This window comes from Pseudomonas sp. 31-12 (assembly GCF_003151075.1).
Taxonomy (GTDB): domain Bacteria; phylum Pseudomonadota; class Gammaproteobacteria; order Pseudomonadales; family Pseudomonadaceae; genus Aquipseudomonas.
On sequence record NZ_CP029482.1, the window covers coordinates 6564481 to 6588978 of the forward strand.

Genomic DNA, 24498 nt, shown 5'->3' on the forward strand with positions numbered 1-24498 from the left:
TGGAGGTCCTCTAAAATTAGTTGGGCCCAAGTTGCCCCGCGTTACATGACAGGCATGGCTGCCCAGCAACAAAACCGGCGCGCAACTTACCCTCGAAAAACCGTTCCAGCAAAACTTTCTGTCATTTAATTACACCTGTTGCCGTCACCGCGCAGGCGACGGCAACAGGTTGTTGCCTCAAACCGGCTTATTTACCCGATTTGATCTTGGTCCAGCTGCGGGTCATGATCCGCTGGGTCGCGGCCGGCAAGTCGGCAATCGCGTACAGCTTGGCCAGCACGTCAGCCGGCGGGTAGATGCCCGGGTCGGCGGTGATTTCTTTATCAACCAATGCCGTGGCGGCCGCGTTACCGTTCGGGAAGCGTACGGCGTTAGTGATTTCAGCCATGATTTCCGGCTTCTGCAGGAAGGTCATGAACTTGTAGGCGCCTTCGACGTTTTCGGCATCTTTAGGGATGGCGACCATGTCGTAGAAGCTGCCGGCACCTTCTTTCGGAATGTTGTAACTGACTTTCACCTTGTCACCGGCTTCAGCCGCGCGGGACTTGGCCTGGTAGATGTCACCCGAGTAACCCACGGCCACGCAGATGTTGCCGTTGGCCAGGTCGGAGATGTACTTGGACGAGTGGAAGTAACCCACCGAAGGACGAATCTTCAGGAACAGTGCTTCGGCTTCGGCCAGTTGTTTTTTGTCCTGGCTGTCGGTTGGATAGCCCAGGTAGTGCAACGCCACCGGAATCATCTCGGTTGGCGAATCGAGGAAACTGATCCCGCACGACTTCAACTTGGCGGCGTTTTCAGGTTTGAACAGCAGGTCCCAGGAATTGGTTGGCGCATCGGCACCCAGTGCAGCCTTGACCTTGTCGGCGTTGAAGCCGATACCGATCGAACCCCACATGTACGGGAAAGCATGTTCGTTGCCCGGGTCGCTCACCGACACCGCCTTGAGCAGGTCAGTGTTCAGGTTTTTCCAGTTAGGCAGCTTGGACTTGTCCAGCTTCTGGTAAACGCCGGCCTTGATCTGCTTGGCCAGGAAGTTGTTCGACGGCACGACGATGTCGTAGCCGGACTTGCCTGCCAGCAACTTGGCTTCCAGGGTTTCGTTACTGTCGAATACGTCGTAGACGACTTTGATGCCGGACTCGGTTTCGAACTTCTTGATGGTGTCCGGAGCGATGTAGTCGGACCAGTTATAGACGTGCAACACCTTGTCGTCCGCCTGGACCGCACTCGCCATTATGCCCATCAGGGACAGGGCGAGGAGTGTCTTGCCAGCAAGCTTTTTTCCTAATGCCTTCATGCGTAATGCTCCAAATTTTTCTTTTTTGAACCACTTTGTTCAGCGGCCGAACCCGGACAACTGGAACCGCGGCTAGTCTGGCAAGATCCGAGGCGGACTTTCAAGGAAAGGCCACCCTTCAGAACTGCTCTGAGCGAAAGTTTCATGACTCCCGCCCAGAGCCTAGCACTTAGCCCTGCAACGCACTCAGGGTCAGGTCCAGGCACTTGCGTGCCTTGGTCACCAGCTCATCGATTTCAGCCTTGGTAATCACCAGCGGCGGAGCAATGATCATGGTGTCCCCCACGGCACGCATGATCAGGCCGTTGTCGAAGCAGAACGTGCGGCAGATCATGCCGACGCCCTTGCCTTCGTAACGCTTGCGAGTGGCCTTGTCCTGAACCAGTTCAATGGCCCCCAACAGACCGACACCACGCACTTCCCCCACCAACGGGTGATCGTTCAGTTCCCGCAAGCGTTTCTGCAAATACGGTGCCGTTTCGGCATGGACGCGCTCGATAATTTTTTCTTCGCGCAGGATGCGGATGTTTTCCAGCGCCACCGCAGCGGCCACCGGGTGACCGGAATAAGTGAAGCCGTGGTTGAAATCGCCACCTTCGTTGAGCACCGCGACCACTTCGTCACGCACAATCAGGCCACCCATCGGGATGTAGCCGGAAGTGAGGCCTTTGGCTATGGTCATCATGTCGGGCTTGAGGTCGTAGAAATCTGAACCGAACCACTCACCGGTGCGGCCGAAACCACAGATCACTTCGTCTGCCACGAACAGAATGTCGTACTTGGCGAGGATTTCCTTGATGCGCGGCCAGTAGGTCTCTGGCGGAATGATCACGCCGCCGGCGCCCTGGATCGGTTCGGCAATAAAGGCACCGACGTTGTCCACGCCGATTTCCAGAATCTTCTCTTCCAGCTGATTGGCCGCCCACACACCGAACTCTTCCGGTGTCATGTCGCCGCCTTCACTGAACCAGTAAGGCTGGGCGATGTGGACGATGCCCGGGATCGGCAAGTCGCCCTGTTCGTGCATGTAGGTCATGCCACCCAGGCTCGCGCCGGCCACGGTGGAACCGTGATAGCCGTTCTTGCGGCTGATGATGACTTTCTTCTTCGGCTGGCCCTTGATCGCCCAATAGTGGCGAACCATACGCAGCATGGTGTCGTTGCCTTCGGACCCGGAACCGGTGAAGAACACATGGTTCATGCCTTCCGGTGCGATGTCGGCGATGGCCTTGGCCAATTCGAGCACCGGCGGGTGGGCGGTCTGGAAGAACAGGTTGTAGTAAGGCAGTTCGCGCATTTGCTTGCTGGCGGCATCCGCCAGCTCATCGCGACCGTAGCCGATCGCTACGCACCACAGGCCGGCCATGCCGTCGAGGATCTTGTTGCCTTCGCTGTCCCAGAGGTAAACGCCCTTGGCGTTGGTGATGATCCGCGGGCCTTTCTCTTTCAGCTGCTTGAAGTCGCTGAACGGGGCCAGGTGGTGATCGTTGCTCAGGGTTTGCCATTCACGGGTTTGCGGGTTGTTGCTGGTCATGCGAATTCTCCTAAGATTTCGGTGAAGGGCGCCGCCAAGTGCAGCGGCGCCCGGCGCATCAGACGGCGAAGAGCAGGAATTCCCGCTCCCACGAACTGATCACGCGCTTGAAGTTTTCATGCTCGGCCCGCTTGACCGCGACGTAGCCAGTGATGAATTTCTTGCCCAGGTATTTCTCGATGGTCGCGCTGTTTTCCATACGTTCCAGCGCGTCTTCGATGGTCAGTGGCAGGCGCAGGTTGCGGCGTTCATAGCCACGCCCCACCACCGGCGCACTCGGGTTCAAGCCTTCGACCATGCCGATGTAACCGCAGAGCAGGCTCGCGGCAATCGCCAGGTACGGGTTGGCGTCGGCGCCCGGCAAGCGGTTTTCCACCCGACGGTTCTGCGGCCCGGCATCCGGAACCCGCAGGCCCACGGTACGGTTCTCTTCGCCCCACTCCACGTTCACCGGCGCCGAGGTGTCCGGCAGGAAGCGGCGGAACGAGTTGACGTTGGGTGCGAACAGCGGCAACAACTCGGGAATCAGCTTCTGCAAACCACCGATGTGGTGCAGGAACAGTTGGCTCATGGTCCCGTCTTCATTGGAGAAGACGTTCTTGCCGGTTTCGATGTCGATGATGCTCTGGTGCAAGTGCATCGCGCTGCCCGGCTCGCCGGTCATGGGCTTGGCCATGAAGGTGGCCGCCACGTCGTGCTTGAGTGCGGCTTCGCGCATGGTGCGTTTGAAGATCAGGATCTGGTCGGCCAGGGACAGGGCATCGCCGTGACGGAAGTTGATTTCCATCTGCGCCGTGCCGTCCTCGTGGATTAGCGTGTCGAGGTCCAGCTCCTGCAATTCGCACCAGTCATAGACGTCCTCGAACAGCGGATCGAATTCGTTCGCGGCTTCAATGGAGAACGACTGACGACCGATTTCCGGGCGCCCGGAACGGCCAATCGGCGGTTGCAGCGGGTAGTCCGGGTCGTCACTGCGCTTGGTCAGGTAAAACTCCATTTCCGGCGCGACAATGGGCTGCCAGCCTTTGTCGGCATAGAGTTTCAGGACCTTCTTGAGCACGTTGCGCGGCGACAGCTCGATCGGGTTGCCCTGCTTGTCGTAGGTGTCGTGGATCACCTGGGCGGTCGGCTCGATCGACCAAGGCACAAGGTAAACGGCGTTCTGGTCGGGGCGGCAAATCATGTCGATGTCGGCCGGGTCGAGCAGTTCGTAATAGATGTCGTCTTCGACATAGTCGCCGGTCACGGTCTGCAACAGAACGCTCTCGGGCAGGCGCATGCCTTTTTCAGCAATGAACTTGTTGGTCGGCGAAATCTTGCCCCGGGTGATCCCGGTCAAGTCGGCGATCATGCATTCGACTTCTGTGATCTTGTGGTCTTTCAACCAATCGGTGAGCTGGTCGAGGTTGTTACTCATAAATGCCTCTTAGGCTGAGTTTCCTGACTCTTATAAGTCAGGCGTTGTTTGACGCATGGGCGTCGCGTGATACAGATTGCCACTGCAGTGTCCGCGCGCAACTACCCACTCGGGTAATGGCGCGGGTCAGCGAGAGCGTAGTGGAACGTGCAGAATCATGGGCAGAAGCCGACGCGTTGGTCGGGCTGCCAGGGCGAAACGGTTCTATATTGGAAAGAGAGCCAGTAAAGAGAATGTCGTGCAGACCGTCCAGAATATCGGACGGGGACAGCAGATTCACCGGGGAAGGAAGAGTCGACATCACGCCTTTGGCAACGCTTGCCTTGGCGTGAACGCAACGATCGCCACTGATGTGATAAGCATGCAGACCGATCTGCCTTGAGCAGATGGCGACGCCGATTAACGGCAGGCGAGACATGAAGCACCCCGGTATTATTGCTGTTATGGGTTTGAATCGAGCTTAGCCTTGTTCATTTTTTTACACAACACCCCCGTAAAAAATACAACACGGCCCGCTCAAGCTCGCGGGCGCTAAAGCGCTCAAAGGCATAAAAACGCCCCAAACTGCCTCAAAAAAGCCCTACGGGCGCTTTTTTAGGGCAAAAAAGGCCTCGCTTGACTTCGGCATGCCGTTCGGGTTGACTGAAACCCGAAGAGATCAATGATTGATATTTTTAACAACAAAGGTGTTGCATCATGTCGGTACCCCCGCGTGCCGTTCAGCTTAACGAAGCGAACGCGTTCCTTAAGGAACATCCTGAGGTTCTGTACGTTGACCTTCTGATTGCGGATATGAATGGTGTGGTGCGCGGCAAGCGCATTGAACGCACCAGCCTCCACAAGGTTTACGAGAAAGGCATCAACCTGCCGGCCTCTCTATTTGCTCTGGATATCAATGGCTCGACGGTGGAAAGCACCGGCCTGGGCCTGGACATCGGCGATGCTGACCGAATCTGCTATCCAATCCCTGACACCCTGTGCAATGAGCCCTGGCAGAAGCGCCCTACCGCGCAACTGTTGATGACCATGCACGAACTCGAAGGCCAGCCGTTCTTTGCCGACCCGCGAGAAGTGCTGGCCAATGTAGTTCGCAAGTTCGACGAGATGGGCCTGACCATCTGTGCCGCGTTCGAACTGGAGTTCTACCTGATCGACCAGGAGAACGTGAACGGTCGTCCGCAACCGCCACGCTCGCCGGTATCCGGCAAACGCCCGCATTCGACCCAGGTTTACCTGATCGACGACCTCGACGAATACGTCGACTGCCTCCAGGACATTCTGGAAGGTGCGAAGGAGCAAGGCATCCCTGCCGATGCAATCGTCAAGGAAAGTGCCCCGGCGCAGTTCGAAGTGAACCTGCACCACGTGGCCGACCCGATCAAGGCCTGCGACTACGCGGTCCTGCTCAAGCGCCTGATCAAGAACATCGCCTACGACCATGAGATGGACACCACCTTCATGGCCAAGCCTTATCCAGGCCAGGCGGGTAATGGTCTGCATGTGCACATTTCGATTCTTGATAAAGAAGGCAAAAACATTTTTGCCAGCGAGGATCCCGAGCAGAACGCCGCACTGCGTCACGCGATCGGCGGTGTGCTCGAGACCCTACCGGCGCAGATGGCTTTCCTCTGCCCGAACGTCAACTCCTACCGTCGTTTCGGCGCACAGTTCTACGTGCCGAACTCGCCGTGCTGGGGCCTGGACAACCGTACCGTAGCGATCCGCGTGCCGACCGGTGCCGCCGATGCCGTGCGCATCGAACACCGTGTGGCCGGCGCCGACGCCAACCCGTATCTGTTGATGGCTTCGGTTCTGGCAGGCGTGCATCACGGCCTGACCAACAAGATCGAGCCGGGCGCGCCCGTGGAAGGCAACTCCTACGAGCAGAACGAGCAGAGCCTGCCGAACAACCTGCGCGATGCACTGCGCGAGCTGGACGACAGCGAAGTCATGGCCAAGTACATCGATCCGAAATACATCGATATCTTTGTGGCTTGTAAGGAAAGCGAGCTGGAGGAGTTTGAACACTCCATCTCCGACCTTGAGTACAACTGGTACCTGCATACCGTTTAAGCGGTTGCAGTAAAAACAAACGCCGCAGGCTGATAAGGCATGCGGCGTTTTTTTATGGCCGCCTTCGGCGGATCGCTAGCAGGCTAGCTCCCACAGTTGATCTCCAGTGAACATAAATTCTGTGTACACCGAAAATCTCTGTGGGAGCTAGCCTGCTAGCGATGGCGGCCGGGCAGACAACATAGATGCCTGCTCGTACAATGCCCCCTGCCCCGCAGGAGGACTCCAATGACGCGCACCGCCACCGTTCGCAAACCCCGCGCCCGCAGCCAGGCCCGGATCGATTCGATACTCGATGCCGCCCGCACGCTGCTGGCGGCCGAAGGCGTGGCCAGTCTGTCGATCTACAGCGTCGCCGAGCGCGCGGAGATCCCGCCCTCCTCCGTCTACCATTTCTTCGCCAGCGTCCCGGCGCTGCTCGAAGCCCTGACGGCCGACGTCCACGCCGCGTTCCGCGCCTGCCTGCAAGCACCCATCGACCACAACGCCCTCAGCGGCTGGCGCGACCTGTCGCGAATCGTCGAGCAGCGCATGCTCGACATCTACGGCGAAGATGCTGCCGCCCGCCAACTGATCCTCGCCCAGCACGGGCTGACCGAAGTCACCCAGGCCGACCGCCAGCACGACATCGAACTCGGCGACCTGATGCACAAGCTGTTCGATCATCACTTCGAACTGCCGAAGTTGCCAAGCGATGTCGATGTGTTCGCGCTGGCGATGGAGCTTGGAGATCGGGTGTATGCGCGCTCGGTGCAGCAGCATGGGCAGATTACGCCGCGCATGGCTGAGGAAGGGATGCGGGTGTTTGATGCGTATCTGGGGCTTTATCTGCCGCCGTATTTGCCGAAGCGCAGTATCCCAGCCTGAGATCTTTGTTGACCTTACTGGCCTCTTCGCGGGCAAGCCCGCTCCCACAGGTTTATTTGTCGCTCACAAAATCTGCGTTCCCTGGAGATCCTTGTGGGAGCGGGCTTGCTCGCGAAGGCCGCACCGCCAAATTCACTGATTCACACGCATAAAAAACCCCGAAGGACTCACGTCCTCCGGGGTTGTTCGCAGTCCACGCCCTTACAACTTGGCGATCGACACTTCGGTGGATTTCACAAACGCAATCACTTCGCTGCCGACCACCAGTTCCAGCTCTTTCACTGAACGGGTGGTGATCACCGAAGTGACGATGCCGGAAGCGGTCTGAACATCGATTTCCGACAGCACGTCGCCCAATACGATTTCCTTGATCGAGCCTTTGAACTGGTTACGAACGTTGATGGCCTTGATAGTCATGATGTTGATTCCTGTCGTTGGATAAAACTTGAGTTATTGAGCCCAGCGCAACTGCGTAGGCAAGGGTGAAACAGGTTCCGGTTCCGGCGGTTGGCCGGGCAGTGCGAGCACGCGATTGAGTACTTCGGTTTCCAGCGCCGCCAGCCGATGGGAGCCGCGGACCCGAGGGCGTGGCAACTCAACATGCAGGTCGAGGCCGACTTCGCCCTCTTCGATCAGGATCACCCGATCGGCAATCGCCACCGCTTCACTGACGTCATGCGTCACCAGCAACACGGTGAAACCGTGCTTCTGCCAGAGGCGTTCGATCAGTTGCTGCATTTCAATTCGGGTCAGGGCATCCAGCGCGCCCAGGGGTTCGTCGAGCAACAGCAAGCGCGGTTGATGGATCAGCGCGCGGGCCAGGGCCACCCGTTGCTTCTGGCCACCGGACAATGCGGCGGGCCACTCATTGGCGCGATCCGCCAGGCCCACCGATTCCAAGGCTTCCAGCGCTTGTGGCCGCCAGTTGCCCTTGAGCCCGAGACCCACGTTGTCGATAACCTTTTTCCACGGCAGCAGACGCGCTTCCTGGAACATCAACCGGGTGTCTTCCCGGGCATCGCTCAGTGGCGCGGAGCCAGCGAGCAATTCACCGCCAGTGGGTTTGTCGAGGCCGGCGAGCAGCCGCAGCAAGGTACTTTTGCCGCAGCCACTGCGACCGACCACGGCGACAAACTGACCGGCCGGAATGTGCAGATCGATCTCACGCAACACCTGCCGCGAACCAAAGGTCTTTTGCAGCTTGCGCACCACCAGCGGAATTCCGCGCAGCAGGCGTGGAGGTTGTTGAGCTGTCATGCGGCACCTCCTTTGGCAACCTGATACGCCGGATGCCAGCGCAGCCACACACGTTCAAGTCCACGGGCCGCGAGGTCGGCGAGTTTGCCGAGCACGGCGTACATCAGGATCGCCAGCACCACCACGTCGGTCTGCAAGAACTCCCGGGCATTCATCGCCAGGTAGCCAATGCCGGAGCTGGCGGAAATGGTTTCCGCGACGATCAGCGTCAGCCACATGAAGCCCAATGCGAAACGCACGCCAACCAGAATCGAAGGCAGCGCACCCGGCAGAATCACCTGACGAAACAGGCTGAAACCGGACAAGCCATAGCTGCGCGACATTTCCACCAACGCCGGATCGACGCTGCGGATGCCGTGATAGGTGTTGAGGTAAATCGGGAACAGCGTGCCCAGCGCCACCAGGAAAACCTTCGCCGACTCATCGATGCCGAACCACAGGATCACCAGCGGAATCAGCGCCAGATGCGGCACGTTGCGGATCATCTGCACCGAACTGTCGAGCAAGCGTTCGCCCCATTTCGACAGGCCGGTGATGAAGCCCAAGGCCAGGCCGACGCTGCCACCGATGGTGAAGCCCAGCGCGGCACGCCAGCCGCTGATTGCCAGGTGCGTCCAGATTTCACCGCTGCGCACCAGGCTCACGCCGGCCTCGATGACCGCGATCGGCGCCGGTAGAATCCGTGTCGACAACCAGCCCGCCGACACCGACAACTGCCACACTGCCAGCAGCAACACCGGCAACGCCCAGGGCGCGAGGTTGTGAATAATTCTCTTCATGGCGCGCCTCAGCTCCGGGACGCGGCTTTGGGAAGAATGTCGTTGGCGCCTTGGGGCAGCTCCGGACGTTCGATGTCGAGGTGCGGGAACAGCAATTGCGCAACGCGGTACGACTCTTCCAGGTGTGGATAACCGGAGAAGATGAACGTATCGATGCCCAGGTCTGCGTATTCCTTCACGCGAGCCGCCTCGGTCGGACCATCGCCCACCAGCGCCGTACCGGCACCGCCACGCACCAGGCCGACACCGGCCCACAGGTTGGGGCTGACTTCCAGGTTGTCGCGGCTGCCGCCATGCAGCGCGGCCATGCGTTGCTGGCCGACCGAATCGAAGCGCGCCAGCGGGGCCTGGGCACGGGCGATGGTTTCGTCGTCCAGATGGGAGATCAGCCGATCCGCCGCTTGCCAGGCTTCGGCATTGGTTTCGCGGACGATCACGTGCAAGCGAATACCGAAGCGCACGGTGCGATCGAGCTTCGCCGCTTTGGTGCGCACTTGTTCAATTTTCTCGGCAACGGCGGCCGGTGGCGTCCAGATCACGTCTTTGATGCTCAACTGCTTTGGAATCAGCTTGAGCTGGTAGAAGCTGTCGGCGATTTTCTGTTGGGCGGCGACCACTTCAGGCGTGAGGAACAACGCGCCGTAACCCTGGCGTTTCATCGAGATCAGGGTGATGTCCGCCGGCAAGCCGAGCAGTGGCGAAACCTGTTTGGTCACGTCTTCGGGATTGGCCTTGGACCACTCGCCGACGGCGCGCACTTCTTCCACGAGGGTCTTGATCACCTCAGGATTTTTCTGTGCGTAAGGCTTGGTCGCAAGGTAGAACTGGTGGTTGTCGACGATGCCCTGGCCATCGCGCAGGGTGCGCGCTTGCAGTTGCTGTTCGGCGGCAGCCTGGTACGGGTCCCAGATGACCCAGGCATCGACGCTGCCCCGTTCGAACGCGGCGCGGGCATCGGCCGGCGGCAGGAATACGGTCTGGATGTCGGTGTATTTGAGGCCGGCGTCTTCCAGCGCACGCACCAGCAAGTAGTGAACGTTGGAGCCTTTGTTCAGGACGACTTTCTTGCCCTTGAGGCCCTGCACCGTTTTGATCGGCGAGTCCTTCGGCACCAGGATCGCTTCGCTGTGGGGCGCGGGCGGTTCGTAGGCGACGTAGAGCAAATCGGCGCCAGCGGCTTGAGCAAATACTGGTGGGGTTTCGCCGGTAACGCCGAAGTCGATGGAGCCGACGTTCAAGCCTTCAAGCAGCTGCGGGCCGCCGGGGAATTCAGTCCATTGCACGTCCACGCCTTGGGCGGCGAGGCGTTTTTCCAACGTGCCTTTGGCTTTGAGCAGCACCAGGGTGCCGTACTTCTGATAACCGATTCGCAGGACGCCTTCATGGGAAGAAAGCGCTTGAGCTTGAGTAATGGCGCCGAAGGTGACAGCCGCTGCAAACAGAGCGACCAGACCACGACGCAAAATGACAGTGCGCATGGCGCTCTCCTTTTTGCAGTTGGGTTTTGGCTGCACCTGCTTGGCCGTTGGCGGCTGAGTAAGGTGGAGTGAAGCAAATGCGGGTAAGGCTTAAATGCTCCATCGAGCGCTCAACAAACGTTCGTTCAACAGGTTCGGATCGAGCGGCTTGGGCCGTCGGGCCATGGCGCTGAAAAACAGCTCCAACGATTCATTCAGTCGTTGTTCCAGCTCTGGCGCCAGCTGCGCCTGGGCGCTGCCTTCGGCGTAAGCGATCTGGCTGTCTACCGCGAAAATCCCGTGCAACATCTCTTGGGCTTTCAGCGCCGACAACACCGGCTTGAGCGCGTAATCCACCGCCAGCATGTGGGCGATGCTGCCGCCGGTGGCCATGGGCAAAACCACCTTGTGGTCCAACGCGCGCTCGGGCAGCAGGTCCAGCACGGTTTTCAGTGCGCCGGAGAACGACGCCTTATAGACCGGAGTGGCGATCAACAGGCCGTCGGCGTTTTCAATCTGTTGCAGCAGGTCGATCACCTTCGGGCTGTTGAAGCGGGCATGCAGCAAGTCTTCGGCCGGGAAGTCCCGCACCTGGTAACTCACCACTTCCACGCCTTGCGCTTGCAACCAGCGTTGGGAGCGATCCAGCAGCACCCCGGAACGGGAGCGTTGGCTGGGACTGCCACCGAGTGAGACGACCAGCATTCAGATGATTCCTTGAACGGTGTTGGCGATTCGCGGTTTGCGATCTCGCGTTGATGGAGGTGACCTTAGCAGGTGATTGCTATATCCATAAATCATATTTATTCATTTGGTTATTCCTTATAGAGATATAAGGAACGCTGATCTCCGGCCATAAAAAAAGGCCGTCGAAACGGCCTGAAATCCCCTGCTTTGTGGATGCGGTTCACTTTGAATTTGGCGGCGCCTGATAGTTCGTTATCGCGGGCAAGCCCGCTCCCACAGTGGATTCGAGAGGATCAAAGTTGTGTGGCAGACCCAAACCCTGTGGGAGCGGGCTTGCCCGCGATAGCTATTTCAGCCACACCGAAAACGCTTACCTGTTGGGTTGCGGCGTCAGGCGCAGGTAAGGCTTCACCGCACGATAACCCTTGGGAAAGCGTTTCTTGATTTCGTCTTCGTCCTTAAGCGACGGCACGATCACCACTTCATCACCGTCCTGCCAGTTGGCCGGGGTGGCCACTTTGTAGTTGTCGGTGAGTTGCAGCGAATCGATCACCCGCAGGATCTCGTGGAAATTACGCCCGGTACTCGCCGGGTAGGTGATGGTCAGCCGAACCTTTTTGTTCGGGTCGATCACGAACAGCGAGCGCACGGTCAGGGTGTCGTTGGCGTTGGGATGGATCAGGTCGTAGAGGTCCGAGACCTTGCGGTCCGCGTCGGCCAGGATCGGGAAATTGACGACCGTGTTCTGGGTTTCATTGATGTCTTCGATCCACCTGTGGTGCGAGTCCACCGGGTCCACGGACAGGGCGATGGCTTTCACACCGCGCCGGGCGAATTCATCCTTGAGTTTCGCAGTGAAACCCAGTTCGGTGGTGCACACCGGCGTGAAGTCCGCCGGATGGGAAAACAGCACGCCCCAGCTATCGCCCAGCCATTCGTGAAAACGGAGGGTGCCGGCGCTGGAATCCTGTTCGAAGTCGGGGGCGATATCGCCCAGTCTGAGGCTCATGGTGCTGCTCCTGATGAGTGCGTGTTGAGCTCAACTGTGCCTGCGTTCCTTATGGAATAAAAAGAATAAATATCGATTTGTTTAGAACGATAATGAATATTAAATATCTGTTCACTGGACCTGCGGGCACATCAGGACGAACATCGCCAACAAGGTTCGAGAAGGCCTTGAGTTGCTGCAAAGAGGGGCGTTTTTGAGGCGGGATTACGGGGGTGACCTCGCCTTGAAAACGCAAAAAGCCCCGCCCGGCGAGATGCCGGGCGGGGCTTTTTTACATCAGTTACGCGAGCGCTATTACAACAGCGGGATCGAGTAGCTGAGGATCAGGCGGTTTTCATCCTGGGAGCGAACGCCCGGGATGTTGGTGCGCCAGGTAGCGTTCTTCCACATGAAGCCAACGTTCTTCAACGGGCCTTCCGGTACGACGTAACCGACAGTCAGGTCGCGTTCCCACTCGGTGCTGTTGTTACCGGCTGCAGCAGTAGAGGTGCGGTTGGTGTCGATATCGTCGCCACGCAGGTAAACCATACCGGCGGTCAAGCCAGGCACGCCGACTTTGGCGAAGTCGAACGAGTAGCGAGCTTGCCAGGTACGTTCGCCGGCACGGCCGAACTTCTGGATCTGCATGTCGGTGATGGTGTAGTTCGACGAGCCGTCGCCCTGGTTCAACCAAGGGAAGTCGCTGCTGCCGTTGCTGACCTGATAGCCGCCACCGAAGGTGTGACCGGCAACGGTGTACAGGAACAGGCCGCTGTACAGGTTGTTGTCGACCTTGCCTTTACCACTGGACGTGCTGCTGTAGTTGCCGGAGCTGTAGTACAGCGGGTCGTGCCCGTTGGCACCGTCATCAGAGCTGTTGAAGTAGCGCAAGTCGGACTTCAACACGCCTGGACCGATTGCCCAGTTGTGCACCAGACCCAGGAAGTGTTGCTTGTAGAAGTCTTCCAGGTTGCCGTAGTAGTACTGCGCGGTCAGGTCTTTGGTGATTTTGTAATCACCACCGGCATAGATGAACTTATTGCTGTCGCGGCCACTCACGGTACGTGAGTTGGCACCGCCGATGCTCAGCTGTTCGTTGTTGCTGGAGTTACGCCCTTTCACGGATTCGATCTGGCCGCCGACCAGAGTCAGGTCCTTGATCTCGCCAGAAGTGATCTGGCCACCCTGCCAGGTTTGTGGCAACAGACGACCGTCGTTGGTCACGATAACCGGGTTTTTTGGCTGCAGCGTGCCCAGTTTCAGTTCGGTCTGGGAGATTTTGGCTTTTGCAGTCAGGCCCAGGCTGGAGAAGTTATCAACCGCTTCGCCGTTGGACTTGCTTGGAAAAACAGTGCCGCCATACGAGTTATTGCTCGCACCGTTAGTGCCACCGCCCGAATCCAGACGCACGCCCAGCAGGCCGATGGCATCGATACCGAAGCCGACGGTGCCTTGGGTGTAACCGGAGATGAAGCGCAGGTCGAAGCCTTGGCCCCATTCTTCGTTCTTGTTCGCGCCCGGACCATCACGGTTATCGGTGTTGATGTAGAAGTTACGCAGACCCAGAGTGGCTTTGCTGTCTTCGATGAAACCGGCGGCGCTTGCCTGCTGCGCCAAAACCCCTACGGCCACAGCCAGGGCCAAGGTGGACTTGTTCATTTGTTTCGCTCCTATCGTTTCTAATTTCTAATTTCTTATGTTTCTGGTCCTGGGTCGTTTGCCCTGGATCCTGAGATGCGCGGTTAGCGCCAGACCGCATGTGAACGTAACCATGCACGTCTACGGTCGTCGGCTACCCGCTGTGATTTGGGGCGCGCATGGTAAAACCGAAAAATATTTATTTCATTATTTTTCATGCCATTTCGCTATATAGCTTCGTGCTACTACTCGCGCCGGGACACAGGGTATCGGCGAGTAGGCGAGCCACTTTAGGCCTCCGGGTTAAAAACCAAAAAGAATAATAAATTACTATCTAAGATCTGATTGGAATATCAAAAAACGCGCAAAAAAAACCTCGCCAGCAGGCGAGGTTTTTTGGGTTTCTGGCTTACAGGAACTGGTAGGTGTAGTTGAAGATCAGACGGGTCTGATCTTGAGCAGAGATGTTGGTATCGCCACGGTAGGTACCGTGACGCAACGTCGTGCCGAAGCCTTTTAGCGCGCCCGTCTGGATCACGTAATCCACACGCAGGTCGCGTTCCCACTCGGTCTGGTCTTTACCCACGCCGTTGGTAGCTTTGATGTTATCGCCGCGCAAGTAGGCGGCCGAGGCTTTCAGGCCAGGAACACCAAGAGAGGCGAAGTCGTAGGTGTACTGACCGAAGGTGGTGTTCTCACCGGCACGGACGAAGCCGTTAACCATGGCGTCGGTGAACAGGTAGAAGCTCGTGCCCCCTGCGCCTTCGTTGCGACCGTTGCTGTCGACCACGTTGCCCTGGTTCAGATAGACGAAGCCACCGTCATCGCTGACACGCTGATGGCCGAGCAGGAAGGCGTTGGCACCCAGGGTATAGGTGAACATGGCGCTCCAGGTCTTGTTATCGACCTCGCCCGGGTTCTTGGCGAAACCACCGTTGTTATTGAACCGATAGCCCGCATCGCCGTTCTTGCCGTCGGAGCTGCTGTCGAAATAGCGCAGGTCAGTCTTGAAGGACTGGTTGGCGCTAATCGGGAAGACGTGTACCAGGCCAAGGAAGTTCTGCTTGTAGTAGTCTTCCAGGTTCGCGTAGTAGTACTGCAGGGTGAGGTCTTTGGTGACCTTCCAGTCCGCACCGGCGTAACGGAATTTGTTGCTTTCCTCGGTACCGCCCGCCACTGCCAGGCCGGTGGTGTTGGACGAGGCGCGACCCGCTGCGTGCTCGAACTGGCCCACGTTGAAGGTGAAGTTGTCGATTTCCTTCGAGGTGATGGTGCCACCTTCAAAGGTCTGTGGCAGCAGACGGCTGTCGTTCGCGACCAGAATCGGCATGTTCGGTTGCAGAGCGCCACCCAGGTGAGCCTCGGTCTTCGAGAAGCGCGCCTTGACGTTACCTGCCACGCGGCTCCACGGGTCCGATGCCGAACCATCGGAATCGCTTGGGAAGAATGTGTTGCTGTCCGGGTGATGACCGCGGCCACCGTCCAGATGGATGCCGACGAGTGCCTGGGCGTCGAAACCAAATCCAACAACACCTTGCGTGAAGCCAGACAGGAAATCGAACTTCAGGCCTTCAGCGGTTTCTCGCTGATCGTTTGCAGTCCCTTCACGGGTGTCCGCGTTGTAATACATGGTTCGGGAACTGACAGAAGCCTTGCTGTCTTCGATGAAACCCGCGGCGCCTGCCTGCTGCGCCAATACCCCTACGGCCACGGCCAGGGCCAAGGTGGACTTGTTCATTGTTTAGCTCCTCTCGTTTCTAATTCTTGTGTTCCTGGCCCTGGGTCGAATGCCCCGGATCCTAAGATTCGCGATTAGCGCCAGACCGTGACCCACAAGTCAATCGTAACTATGTGTGTCTACGACCATGGTCTAATCCCCGGTGTTGTGGTCCTTGCAGGGTCATGAGTTCGTCATAAACCCAAAAAGAATTGGTCTATTCTTTTTTCATACCTTTTAGGAATTTAGCTCACTGCCATTCGTCGTCCCGGGCCAGAGCGGTCGACTCACAAACTAATTCCTAAAAGGTATTTTTTTGCCTTTTTTTAGATCGATTAGCTTTGACGCAATTCGGAAACAATCCCCTACCGAAAGGCGATGCCATGACGACCAAACGCGCACTATCCAGACCAATTGTTACAGTTTGTGTATCGGCTTTATGTTCGCTCAGCGCGCAAGCGGCGAACCTCACGGTCGGCTATCAAACCGGCATCGATCCCAGCAAAATCCCCCAAGCCGATGGGGTCTACGAAAAGACCATAGGCAAGAAAATCGACTGGTGTCGTTTCAACAGCGGCGTGGAAGCGTGGCGACATTGATGGCGCGTTTGTCTGATCGCCGGCACTGGGGGAGATTCGCAAGACCGGCAAGACCGGCAAGACGCTGACCGACGCCGCACAAGTGGGTCAGTGGGGCGCGCCGACGTTCGAGGTGTGGGTGGCGCGTAAGGATTACGCCGAGAAGCATCCGGACGTTGTGACTCGTTCGCCGACTATGCGGCGCATAAAGACAGCTGGACGGCTGACTCGGTGCCGGTGCAGAAAATCGCAAAATTGACCGGTGCCATTGCCGACGTGCCCGAATTGCTGGCCGGTTCTGTTTTCCCGGATGCCAAGGCCCAACAGACCACCGCGCTGCTGGACGGTGGCACGGCCAAGGCGATTGGCGAGACGGCGAAGTTCTTGAAGGAGCAAGGGAAGATAGAGACGGTGCTGCCGGATTATTCGCCTTATGTCAGCGCGAAGTTCATACAGAAATAAACGCAAAATACTGTGGCGAGGGGATTTATCCCCTCGCCACAACAGCCCTCACTTACAGGGCTTTTTCGAAGATCTTCGAATTACGCTGATAGTTGTACAGCGACGCCCGCGCCGACGGCAGGCGCTCCACGCTGCTCGGCACAAACCCACGCTCGCGGAACCAGTGAGCGGTCCGGGTCGTCAGCACGAACAAGGTTTTCAGGCCCTGAGCCCGGGCGCGGGTCTCGATGCGCTCCAGCAACTCATCACCGCGACCGCCATGGCGGTATTCCGGGTTCACCGCCAGACAGGCCAGCTCGCCAGCGTCCGAATCGGCGATCTGATACAGCGCCGCACAGGCAATGATCATGCCTTCGCGTTCCACCACGCTGAACTGCTCGATCTCACGCTCCAGCACCTCGCGGGAACGACGCACCAGAATCCCCTGCTCTTCCAGCGGGCTGATCAGGTCCAGCAAACCACCGACATCTTCGATGGCCGCTTCGCGCACAATCTCGAATTGCTCCTGCGCCACCAGCGTACCGCCACCGTCGCGGGTGAACAGTTCGGTCAGCAGCGCGCCGTCTTCGGCGTAGCTGACGATATGGCTGCGCGCCACGCCGCCCCGGCACGCTTCAGCCGCCGCATCCAGCAGCTCCGCCTGATAGTTGCTGCCCAGGCGTTGCAAATGCGCCGGGACTTGTTGCGGACGCAGCTCGCGAACCAGCCGACCGTTTTCATCGATCAGGCCCAGGTCCGCGCCAAACAGCAGCAGTTTGTCCGCGCCCAGGTCAATGGCCGCGCGCGTGGCGACGTCTTCGCAGGCGAGATTGAAGATCTCACCGGTCGGCGAGTAACCCAATGGCGACAGCAGCACGATGGAGCGCTCGTCCAACAGGCGATTGATGCCCTTGCGGTCGACCCGGCGTACTTCGCCGGTGTGGTGATAGTCGACGCCTTCCAGCACGCCGATCGGCCGCGCCGTCACCAGGTTGCCGCCGGCTACCCGCAGGCGCGAGCCCTGCATCGGCGACGAGGCCATGTCCATCGACAGCCGCGCTTCAATGGCGATGCGCAGTTGGCCGACCGCATCGATCACACATTCCAGGGTCGCGGCATCGGTGATGCGCATCCCGTGGTGGTAATGCGGGGTCAGGCCACGCGCCGCGAGGCGGGTTTCGATTTGTGGGCGGGAACCATGAACCAGCACCAGCCGCACGCCGAGGCTGTGCAACAGCACCAGGTCGTGGACGATATTGCCGAAATTCGGATGCTCCACGCCGTCGCCGGGCAGCATGACGACGAAGGTGCAGTCGCGGTGGGCATTGATGTAAGGCGAAGCGTGACGAAGCCAATTAACGTATTCGGGCATGAACCTGGGCCTGTAATAAATAGCAGCCAAATAATGGGCGAAACTGAAAACGCACAGCGGGCTGATGGTTATCGTCGGAACAGGCTTGGCGACACGCGAGCTCTCCTCATGAATACGGGTTGGGACACTGGCAATTTAAACCGTTTAGTCAGTCAAGACATAGAACCTGTGGGAGCGGGCTTGCTCGCGAAAGCGGAGTGTCAGTCGCAATTGATGTGCCTGACACACTGCTTTCGCGAGCAAGCCCGCTCCCACATGAAGTTCGTTCAACCGACTGGCATGGGCGATTTGGCCGGTGTCAGGCAGTAATGTTCAATCAATTGTCGTAATAGATGCACGGTAGGCTGCAAACGTGACATTTCGAGGTATTCCCCCGGTTGGTGCGCACAGGCGATGTCGCCTGGGCCCAGCACCAGTGTTTCGCAGCCAAGACGCTGAAGATAAGGCGCTTCGGTGCCGAACGCCACTGCTTCGGCGAGATGGCCGGTCAGCTTTTCAGCCACCCGGACCAATTCCGCGTCTTCGTCTTGCTCGAACGGCGGCACTTCAGGGAACAGCGGCGCGTAGCTGATCTTCACCTGATGGCGTTCGGCAATCGGGTTGAGCCTCTGCAGAATGGCCGAACGCAGCGCTGCAGGGTCCATGCCTGGCAATGGCCGCAAGTCGAACTCCAGCGAGCATTGGCCACAGATTCGGTTGGGGTTGTCGCCGCCATGGATGCAGCCGAAATTCATGGTCGGCGTCGGCACACCAAACTGTGGATTACGGAATTCACGCTGCCACAACAGGCGCAGGCCACGTAGTTCGCCGATGGCATCGTGCATGGCTTCGAGGGCGCTGTGGCCCAGGCGCGGGTCCGAGGAATGACCGCTCTGACCGAGGATGTCGATGCGTTCCATCATGATGCCTTTGTGCATGCGGATCGGCTTCAGCCCGGTCGGCTCGCCTATTACCGCCGCACGCCCCAGCGGACGGCCGGCCTCAGCCAGGGCGCGAGCACCGGACATCGAGCTTTCTTCATCGCAGGTGGCGAGGATCAGCAGCGGCTGTTTGAACGGCTGATCGAGCAGCGGAATCACTGCTTCGATAGCCAGAGCAAAAAAGCCTTTCATGTCGCAACTGCCCAGGCCCACCCAACGGCCATCGACTTCGGTCAGCTTCAGCGGATCGGTCTGCCACAACGCGCCATCGAACGGCACCGTATCGCTATGCCCGGCGAGCACCAGGCCACCGGGGCCGGAACCGAAACTGGCGAGCAAGTTGAATTTGCCGGGGCTGACCTGCTGGATGTCGCAGGCAAAACCCAGGTCACCGAGCCACGTCGCCAGCAAGTCGATGACCGGTCGATTGGATTGATCAAGGCTGGGCTGGGTACAGCTGACCGACGGCGCGGCAATCAGCGCAGCGAACTGATCTTTCATGGACGGCAAAGGCATCGCTGACTCCCACTCGCGAATTGAAGACCATCATAGAACCATCTGGCGACAGGAATAAACCGCCGCGGCGCGCAGTGTCGGTCAGTCCTGTACACTGCACGGCCTTGGCAGCCACACATTTCCCCCGGCTGCGCTCCCGATCCTGGATTTTCCGGCCATGCAGAAAGAAACCGAAATCAAACTCCGCGTCAGCCGCGAAACCCTCGCTGCCCTGCGCGAGCACCCGCTCCTGAAAAAACGCAACAAAAGTGGCTGGGAACGCCGTGAGTTGATGAACCAGTACTTCGACACGCCTGAGCGCGACCTGGCCCGCGCCAAGGTTGCCCTGCGCTTGCGCAAGGATGGCGAAGAAGTGATTCAAACCCTCAAGACCCGCGGCCAGAGCGTCGCCGGTCTGTCAGAGCGTAACGAATACGACTGGAACCTGCCCAAAGCCAAGCTCGACGTGAAAAAACTCGACGGTGAATGCTGGCCAGAAGAATTGGCCGAGCTGGACAAGAAAACCCTGAAACCGATCTTCACCACCGATTTCGTTCGCGAACGTGCTGAAATCGCCTGGGGCCGTGGCAAGACCAAAGTGGTCATCGAAGCCGCGCTGGACCTGGGCCACGTGGTGGTCGGCAAGCAGAAAGAAGAAATCTGCGAGCTGGAACTGGAACTGCGCGAAGGCGAGCCGGCTGCCCTGCTGGAACTGGCCGCCGAACTGGCTGCGACCCTGGCCCTGATGCCGTGTGACATCAGCAAGGCCGAGCGGGGTTATCGCTTGTACGACGCCAACAGTTACTCATTGAGCCTGCCTGCGCCGCAAATCACCGCTGAAACGCCGCTGGATGATGCATTCGCCGCGCTGAGCTGGCACTTGCTGAGCAGCAGCCAGCGTCTGGCCGAACAGTATCGCTTCAACGGCCACTGGCGCCTGTTGCAGGACTGGGTCGAGAACCTCGCTGAGTTGCGCGCCTTGCTCAGCAGCCTGGGCCAGGCCGCACCGCGTCAGTCGACTCATGATCTACGCGTTGCTCTGGATGCCTTGCTTGAAGACTGGCGCCCGCTGGTTCAGGCAGGTATCGACGACGAAGACGTGCGCAAAGCCGCGCCGGAGCAGTTCCTCGAAGAACTGGAAGACCCGCGCTGGGGCCTGTTCTCCCTGAACACTTCACGTTGGTTGCTGGCCCGCACCTGGGCGGCTGATCGCAACGTCCGTGGCAATCGCCAGGGCGCTGCGCAGTTGGGTAGCTGGTTGCCGCGCTTGCTCGGTGAAGAAGCGACGTCCCTGCAATTGCAGCGTTATCAGCAACAGCCGGAAGATTTGGCCGAGCAACTGCCGCGTATCGAGCGCATCCAGGCCTGGCTGCATCACGCTCGCAATGTGTTGGACATCCCGGAAATGGATCGCCTGTACGGTGAGCTGAAGCAACTGGCGCAATTGGCTAACGAGCCGATCACCGATGAATCGCTGGATGCGCGCAAGCAGCAGGCGATTGCGGTTTATCAGAATCGTGCCTGGAAAATGTTGCTGCGCATGTAAGACCGCCATCGCCAGCAGGCTGGCTCCCACAGTTGGAATGCGTTCCCCTGTGGGAGCTAGCCTGCTAGCGATGAGGCCAGCACATTCACCGCAAAACTTCAGACCGGCAAACTCGTCGTCGACTTGATCTCCGACAACGCCACAATCGAGTTCACTTCCTGAATCCCCGGCACCATCGACAGCTTCTCAAAGAAAAACCGCTCATACGCCTCAATGTCCGCGGTGACAATGCGCAGCAAGAAATCCACCGACCCCATCAACACATAACATTCCAGCACTTCGGGAAAGCCGCGAATCGCCTCGGTGAACTCGGTGAAGTTCGAGCGCCCGTGCGCGTTGAGTTTGATCTCGGCAAATATCTGCGTGTTCAGGCCGATTTTCTTCCGGTCAAGCAACGTCACCTGCCCCCGAATGATCCCCTCCTCCTTCATCCGCTGAATCCGCCGCCAGCACGGCGACTGGGAAAGCCCCACCTGTTCGGCGATCTGCGCGCTGGAGAGCGAAGCGTCTTCCTGCAGCAACGCGAGAATCTTGCGATCGTAGCTATCCAGCTCGCTATGCATAAATAAACCCGTAATTGATAGCCAGCCGAATCAAACAATTCGAAAAATAGCCAATAGACTCAATCATAGATAAGAAATGCCCGGCAGCGAATGTAAAAATTTCTCCATTGATTTGGAGACCGACCATGCCGCACCTGGAAGCCCTGAACACCTCGCCCGCCCGCGCCGATGTCTGGAACGCCGGCAACGCGCACTGCCGCGTTCATTACCAACTGTTGGCCGAAGCCGAGCCGGACCTGCTGTGCCGGACGCTCAACCTGTTCGCCTTACAGTTACTGACGCCGCAGCAGGTCAGCGCGCAACGGATGGACGATCTGATGTCGATCGACATCGTCATGGACGGGCTGAGCTGGCATCGGGCCGAAGTGATTGCGGACAAATTACGTAACCTGATCAGCGTTTTTTCCGTAGAGCTGCAAGCCGCTGATTCGGCGTGGAATGAGCCGGCTCAGGCGGCAGGCTGACAAACCTCGACACGGCTTCGTCGGGTAGTGGCCCAACGGTCGGTGGGTCCGCGACTATCCTTTGCGAACTGTTGTTCATGAGGAGCCCGCATGTCCGTTCAACTTGCCATTCAGGACCGCTGGCTGGATCTCAATGATTTGCTGCGTGAACTGGTCGCCCAGGGCTTTATCAGCCAGGACTCGGCCGAACACGCGCTCAATGCCCGCCGCCGGCATGCCGCCAATGGCCAGATGCATCCCCTGGAATTCATCGCCAGCCAGCACCTGGACGACCTTAGTCGTCCCGGCAAACATCTGGATCTGGAAAGCCTGACCCTGTGGCTGTCGCAGCAGGCCGGCCAGCCGTACTTGCGCATCGATCCGCTGAAGATCAACGTCGCGGCCATCACGCCGCTGATGTCCTACGCCTTCGCCCAGCGCCACAAGATTCTGGCGGTGTCCATCGACCGAGACGCGGTGACCGTGGCCAGCGCCCAGCCTTACGTCAACGGCTGGGAAGCTGACCTGACCCACGTGTTGAAGCTGCCAATCAAACGCGTAGTGGCCAACCCGGTAGACATCCAGCGCTTCAGCGTCGAGTTTTTCCGGCTGGCCAAATCGGTCAGCGGGGCAACCAACAACGATCAGCAGGCCAGCAATCTGGGCAACTTCGAGCAACTGCTCAACCTCGGCGCCAGCGATCAGGAGCCAGATGCCAACGACGCGCACATCGTCAACATCGTCGACTGGTTGTTCCAGTACGCGTTTCAGCAGCGCGCCAGTGATATCCACATCGAACCCCGGCGCGAGCAAGGCACAGTGCGCTTTCGCATCGACGGTGTGCTGCACAACGTCTATCAATTCCCGCCGCAGGTGACGATGGCGATCGTCAGCCGCCTGAAAAGCCTCGGGCGGATGAACGTCGCGGAAAAGCGCAAACCCCAGGATGGTCGGGTAAAGACCAAGACCCCGGACGGCGGCGAAGTCGAGTTGCGGCTGTCGACCTTGCCGACGGCGTTCGGCGAAAAAATGGTCATGCGGATCTTCGACCCGGAGGTGCTGCTCAAGGATTTCGATCAGCTGGGCTTCTCCGCCGAAGACCTGCGGCGCTGGCAGGACATGACCCGCCAGCCCAACGGCATCATTCTGGTCACCGGGCCGACGGGTTCCGGGAAAACCACCACGCTGTACACCACGCTCAAGAAACTGGCGACGCCGGAGGTCAACCTCTGCACCATCGAAGACCCGATCGAGATGGTCGAACCGGCGTTCAACCAGATGCAGGTCCAGCACAACATCGACCTGACCTTCGCCGCTGGCGTGCGCGCGCTGATGCGGCAGGATCCAGACATCATCATGATCGGCGAGATCCGCGACCTCGAAACCGCGGAAATGGCCATTCAGGCCGCGCTCACCGGTCACTTGGTACTCTCGACCTTGCACACCAACGATGCGCCCAGCGCCATCAGCCGCCTGCTGGAACTCGGCGTGCCGCATTACCTGATCAAGGCCACGGTACTCGGTGTCATGGCCCAGCGCCTGGTCCGTACCTTGTGCCCTCACTGCAAGGCACCGCTGACGTTGAGCGAAGAAGATTGGCAAACCCTGACCAAACCCTGGCAAGCGCCGCTGCCGACCAACGCCCAACGCGCCATCGGCTGTCTGGAATGTCGCGACACCGGCTATCGCGGCCGCGCCGGGGTCTACGAAATCATGCAGCTGACCGATGGCGTAAAAGCGCTGATCAATCCCGACACTGATTTGCTGGCGGTGCGGCGTCAGGCGTTCAAGGAAGGCATGCGCAGTTTGCGATTATCGGGCGCGCAGAAAGTGGCCGCCGGGTTGACGACGATCGAGGAAGTATTGCGAGTGACGCCGCAGAGCGAACAAAAGTAGGCGCGGCCATCACGGAACTGGATTGGGGAAATGGCGATCCAACCCCGTAGTTAACCAGTGGAGTCACCCATTATGCGTCTCAAACTTGCTGTCGCTACCATCGCCTTGTTGTCCCTTCCAGTCGGTTCGGCGATGGCCGATAGCTTTTGGCGTAACGTCATTTCGTCCGGTGCCACCACCGGTTCGACTTACCTGACCTTCAAGGATCACAAGCTGATCGTTGCCGCGCAGGACGATGCCGGCAGCTTTGTCGCCAGTGACGGCGGCATTCGCGGTCCTTATCTGGAAGCCGCGATGCAGAAAGTCCGCGCCGACAACCCGGGTCTGCAGGCGACGGACATGGAACTGGCGAACGCGATCCTGGCGAAGAATGCCGTGGCTTCGGAATAAGCTTTACCTAAACAAAAATGCCGCTCTAACGAGCGGCATTTTTTTGCCCAATACAAAACCCTGTGGGAGCGAGCCTGCTCGCGATAACGGTGGATCAGTCGACATCTTCAGCGACTGTTACACCGTTATCGCGAGCAGGC

The 24498-nt window shown here is 58.8% G+C and carries 19 protein-coding genes and 4 pseudogenes; 7 read left to right on the forward strand and 16 right to left on the reverse strand.

Annotated elements, in window-relative coordinates:
• Window positions 1-187: 187 nt before the first annotated feature.
• From DJ564_RS31115 to DJ564_RS31130, 4 genes and pseudogenes are all read right to left on the reverse strand, one after another.
• Entirely contained in the window at window positions 188-1300 is a 1113-nt protein-coding gene (locus tag DJ564_RS31115; RefSeq protein ID WP_109635708.1) for a polyamine ABC transporter substrate-binding protein, read from the reverse strand.
• 169 nt (window positions 1301-1469) lie between these two features.
• Window positions 1470-2834 carry an aspartate aminotransferase family protein gene (locus tag DJ564_RS31120; protein ID WP_109635710.1) on the reverse strand — a complete coding sequence of 455 codons (1365 nt, stop codon included), beginning with the start codon at window positions 2832-2834 and terminating at the stop codon, window positions 1470-1472.
• 58 nt (window positions 2835-2892) lie between these two features.
• The gene (locus tag DJ564_RS31125; RefSeq protein WP_017341357.1) at window positions 2893-4251 is read right to left on the reverse strand and encodes a glutamine synthetase family protein; all 1359 of its coding nucleotides are present in this window, start codon (window positions 4249-4251) and stop codon (window positions 2893-2895) included.
• Window positions 4252-4354: 103 nt separating this feature from the next.
• Window positions 4355-4669 (reverse strand): annotated as a pseudogene (locus DJ564_RS31130) (gamma-glutamyl-gamma-aminobutyrate hydrolase family protein); the annotation flags it as partial.
• Between the two features lie 278 nt (window positions 4670-4947).
• On the opposite strand from DJ564_RS31130, the gene DJ564_RS31135 reads away from it, so the two are divergent.
• Both DJ564_RS31135 and DJ564_RS31140 read left to right on the forward strand, forming a co-directional pair.
• The gene (locus DJ564_RS31135) at window positions 4948-6324 is read left to right on the forward strand and encodes a glutamine synthetase family protein (RefSeq protein ID WP_109635714.1); all 1377 of its coding nucleotides are present in this window, start codon (window positions 4948-4950) and stop codon (window positions 6322-6324) included.
• Between the two features lie 228 nt (window positions 6325-6552).
• Window positions 6553-7191, forward strand: coding sequence for a TetR/AcrR family transcriptional regulator (locus DJ564_RS31140; protein WP_109635715.1), 639 nt, complete (start codon window positions 6553-6555; stop codon window positions 7189-7191).
• A gap of 201 nt (window positions 7192-7392) precedes the next feature.
• Here DJ564_RS31140 and DJ564_RS31145 read toward each other — a convergent pair whose 3' ends face one another.
• The 9 genes and pseudogenes from DJ564_RS31145 to DJ564_RS31180 all read right to left on the reverse strand — a co-directional run bounded on the left by DJ564_RS31145 (window position 7393) and on the right by DJ564_RS31180 (window position 15735).
• A complete protein-coding gene (locus DJ564_RS31145; RefSeq protein ID WP_003229256.1) occupies window positions 7393-7608 on the reverse strand; it encodes a molybdopterin-binding protein in 216 nt (71 codons plus the stop codon).
• A gap of 33 nt (window positions 7609-7641) precedes the next feature.
• Complete coding sequence (gene ssuB / locus DJ564_RS31150; protein WP_109635717.1) at window positions 7642-8448, reverse strand: aliphatic sulfonates ABC transporter ATP-binding protein; 807 nt, start codon at window positions 8446-8448, stop codon at window positions 7642-7644.
• On the reverse strand, window positions 8445-9227 hold the full coding sequence (gene ssuC / locus DJ564_RS31155; RefSeq protein WP_109635719.1) for an aliphatic sulfonate ABC transporter permease SsuC: 783 nt from the start codon (window positions 9225-9227) through the stop codon (window positions 8445-8447). Before ssuC ends, ssuB begins: the two co-directional genes overlap by 4 nt.
• An 8-nt stretch (window positions 9228-9235) precedes the next feature.
• Window positions 9236-9754: pseudogene (locus tag DJ564_RS32230) on the reverse strand (LLM class flavin-dependent oxidoreductase); the annotation flags it as partial.
• Window positions 9746-10705, reverse strand: a pseudogene (locus tag DJ564_RS31160) (sulfonate ABC transporter substrate-binding protein); the annotation flags it as partial. The pseudogenes DJ564_RS32230 and DJ564_RS31160, both read right to left, overlap by 9 nt.
• Before the next feature lie 90 nt (window positions 10706-10795).
• Complete coding sequence (gene ssuE, locus DJ564_RS31165) at window positions 10796-11389, reverse strand: NADPH-dependent FMN reductase (protein WP_109635722.1); 594 nt, start codon at window positions 11387-11389, stop codon at window positions 10796-10798.
• 352 nt (window positions 11390-11741) lie between these two features.
• Window positions 11742-12380, reverse strand: a complete 639-nt coding sequence (locus DJ564_RS31170; RefSeq protein WP_109635724.1) for a peroxiredoxin — start codon at window positions 12378-12380, stop codon at window positions 11742-11744.
• A gap of 294 nt (window positions 12381-12674) precedes the next feature.
• Complete coding sequence (locus DJ564_RS31175) at window positions 12675-14018, reverse strand: OprD family porin (RefSeq protein ID WP_109635725.1); 1344 nt, start codon at window positions 14016-14018, stop codon at window positions 12675-12677.
• Between the two features lie 388 nt (window positions 14019-14406).
• Window positions 14407-15735, reverse strand: coding sequence for an OprD family porin (locus DJ564_RS31180; protein ID WP_109635727.1), 1329 nt, complete (start codon window positions 15733-15735; stop codon window positions 14407-14409).
• A 362-nt stretch (window positions 15736-16097) separates the two neighbouring features.
• Here DJ564_RS31180 and DJ564_RS31185 point away from each other — a divergent pair.
• A pseudogene (locus DJ564_RS31185) lies at window positions 16098-16754 on the forward strand (hypothetical protein).
• Window positions 16755-16806: 52 nt separating this feature from the next.
• Here the strand turns inward: DJ564_RS31185 and argA are convergent.
• The gene (gene argA / locus DJ564_RS31190; RefSeq protein WP_109635728.1) at window positions 16807-18105 is read right to left on the reverse strand and encodes an amino-acid N-acetyltransferase; all 1299 of its coding nucleotides are present in this window, start codon (window positions 18103-18105) and stop codon (window positions 16807-16809) included.
• A gap of 266 nt (window positions 18106-18371) precedes the next feature.
• Entirely contained in the window at window positions 18372-19541 is a 1170-nt protein-coding gene (gene argE, locus DJ564_RS31195; RefSeq protein WP_109635730.1) for an acetylornithine deacetylase, read from the reverse strand.
• 157 nt (window positions 19542-19698) lie between these two features.
• Here argE and DJ564_RS31200 point away from each other — a divergent pair, with 157 nt between their 5' ends.
• Window positions 19699-21066, forward strand: coding sequence for an inorganic triphosphatase (locus tag DJ564_RS31200; RefSeq protein ID WP_109635732.1), 1368 nt, complete (start codon window positions 19699-19701; stop codon window positions 21064-21066).
• A 98-nt stretch (window positions 21067-21164) separates the two neighbouring features.
• On the opposite strand, the gene DJ564_RS31205 is transcribed toward DJ564_RS31200, so the two are convergent.
• Window positions 21165-21629 (reverse strand): Lrp/AsnC family transcriptional regulator, encoded by a 465-nt coding sequence (locus tag DJ564_RS31205; protein WP_109635733.1) that lies wholly within the window; start codon window positions 21627-21629, stop codon window positions 21165-21167.
• A gap of 125 nt (window positions 21630-21754) precedes the next feature.
• Between DJ564_RS31205 and DJ564_RS31210 the strand changes: the two genes are divergently transcribed.
• The 3 genes from DJ564_RS31210 (at window position 21755) to DJ564_RS31220 (ending at window position 24358) form a co-directional block, all read left to right on the forward strand.
• A complete protein-coding gene (locus DJ564_RS31210) occupies window positions 21755-22093 on the forward strand; it encodes a hypothetical protein (RefSeq protein ID WP_109635735.1) in 339 nt (112 codons plus the stop codon).
• A 90-nt stretch (window positions 22094-22183) separates the two neighbouring features.
• The gene (locus DJ564_RS31215; RefSeq protein WP_109635737.1) at window positions 22184-23968 is read left to right on the forward strand and encodes a GspE/PulE family protein; all 1785 of its coding nucleotides are present in this window, start codon (window positions 22184-22186) and stop codon (window positions 23966-23968) included.
• Window positions 23969-24037: 69 nt separating this feature from the next.
• Window positions 24038-24358 carry a DUF2388 domain-containing protein gene (locus DJ564_RS31220; protein ID WP_169857239.1) on the forward strand — a complete coding sequence of 107 codons (321 nt, stop codon included), beginning with the start codon at window positions 24038-24040 and terminating at the stop codon, window positions 24356-24358.
• Window positions 24359-24498 lie beyond the last annotated feature (140 nt).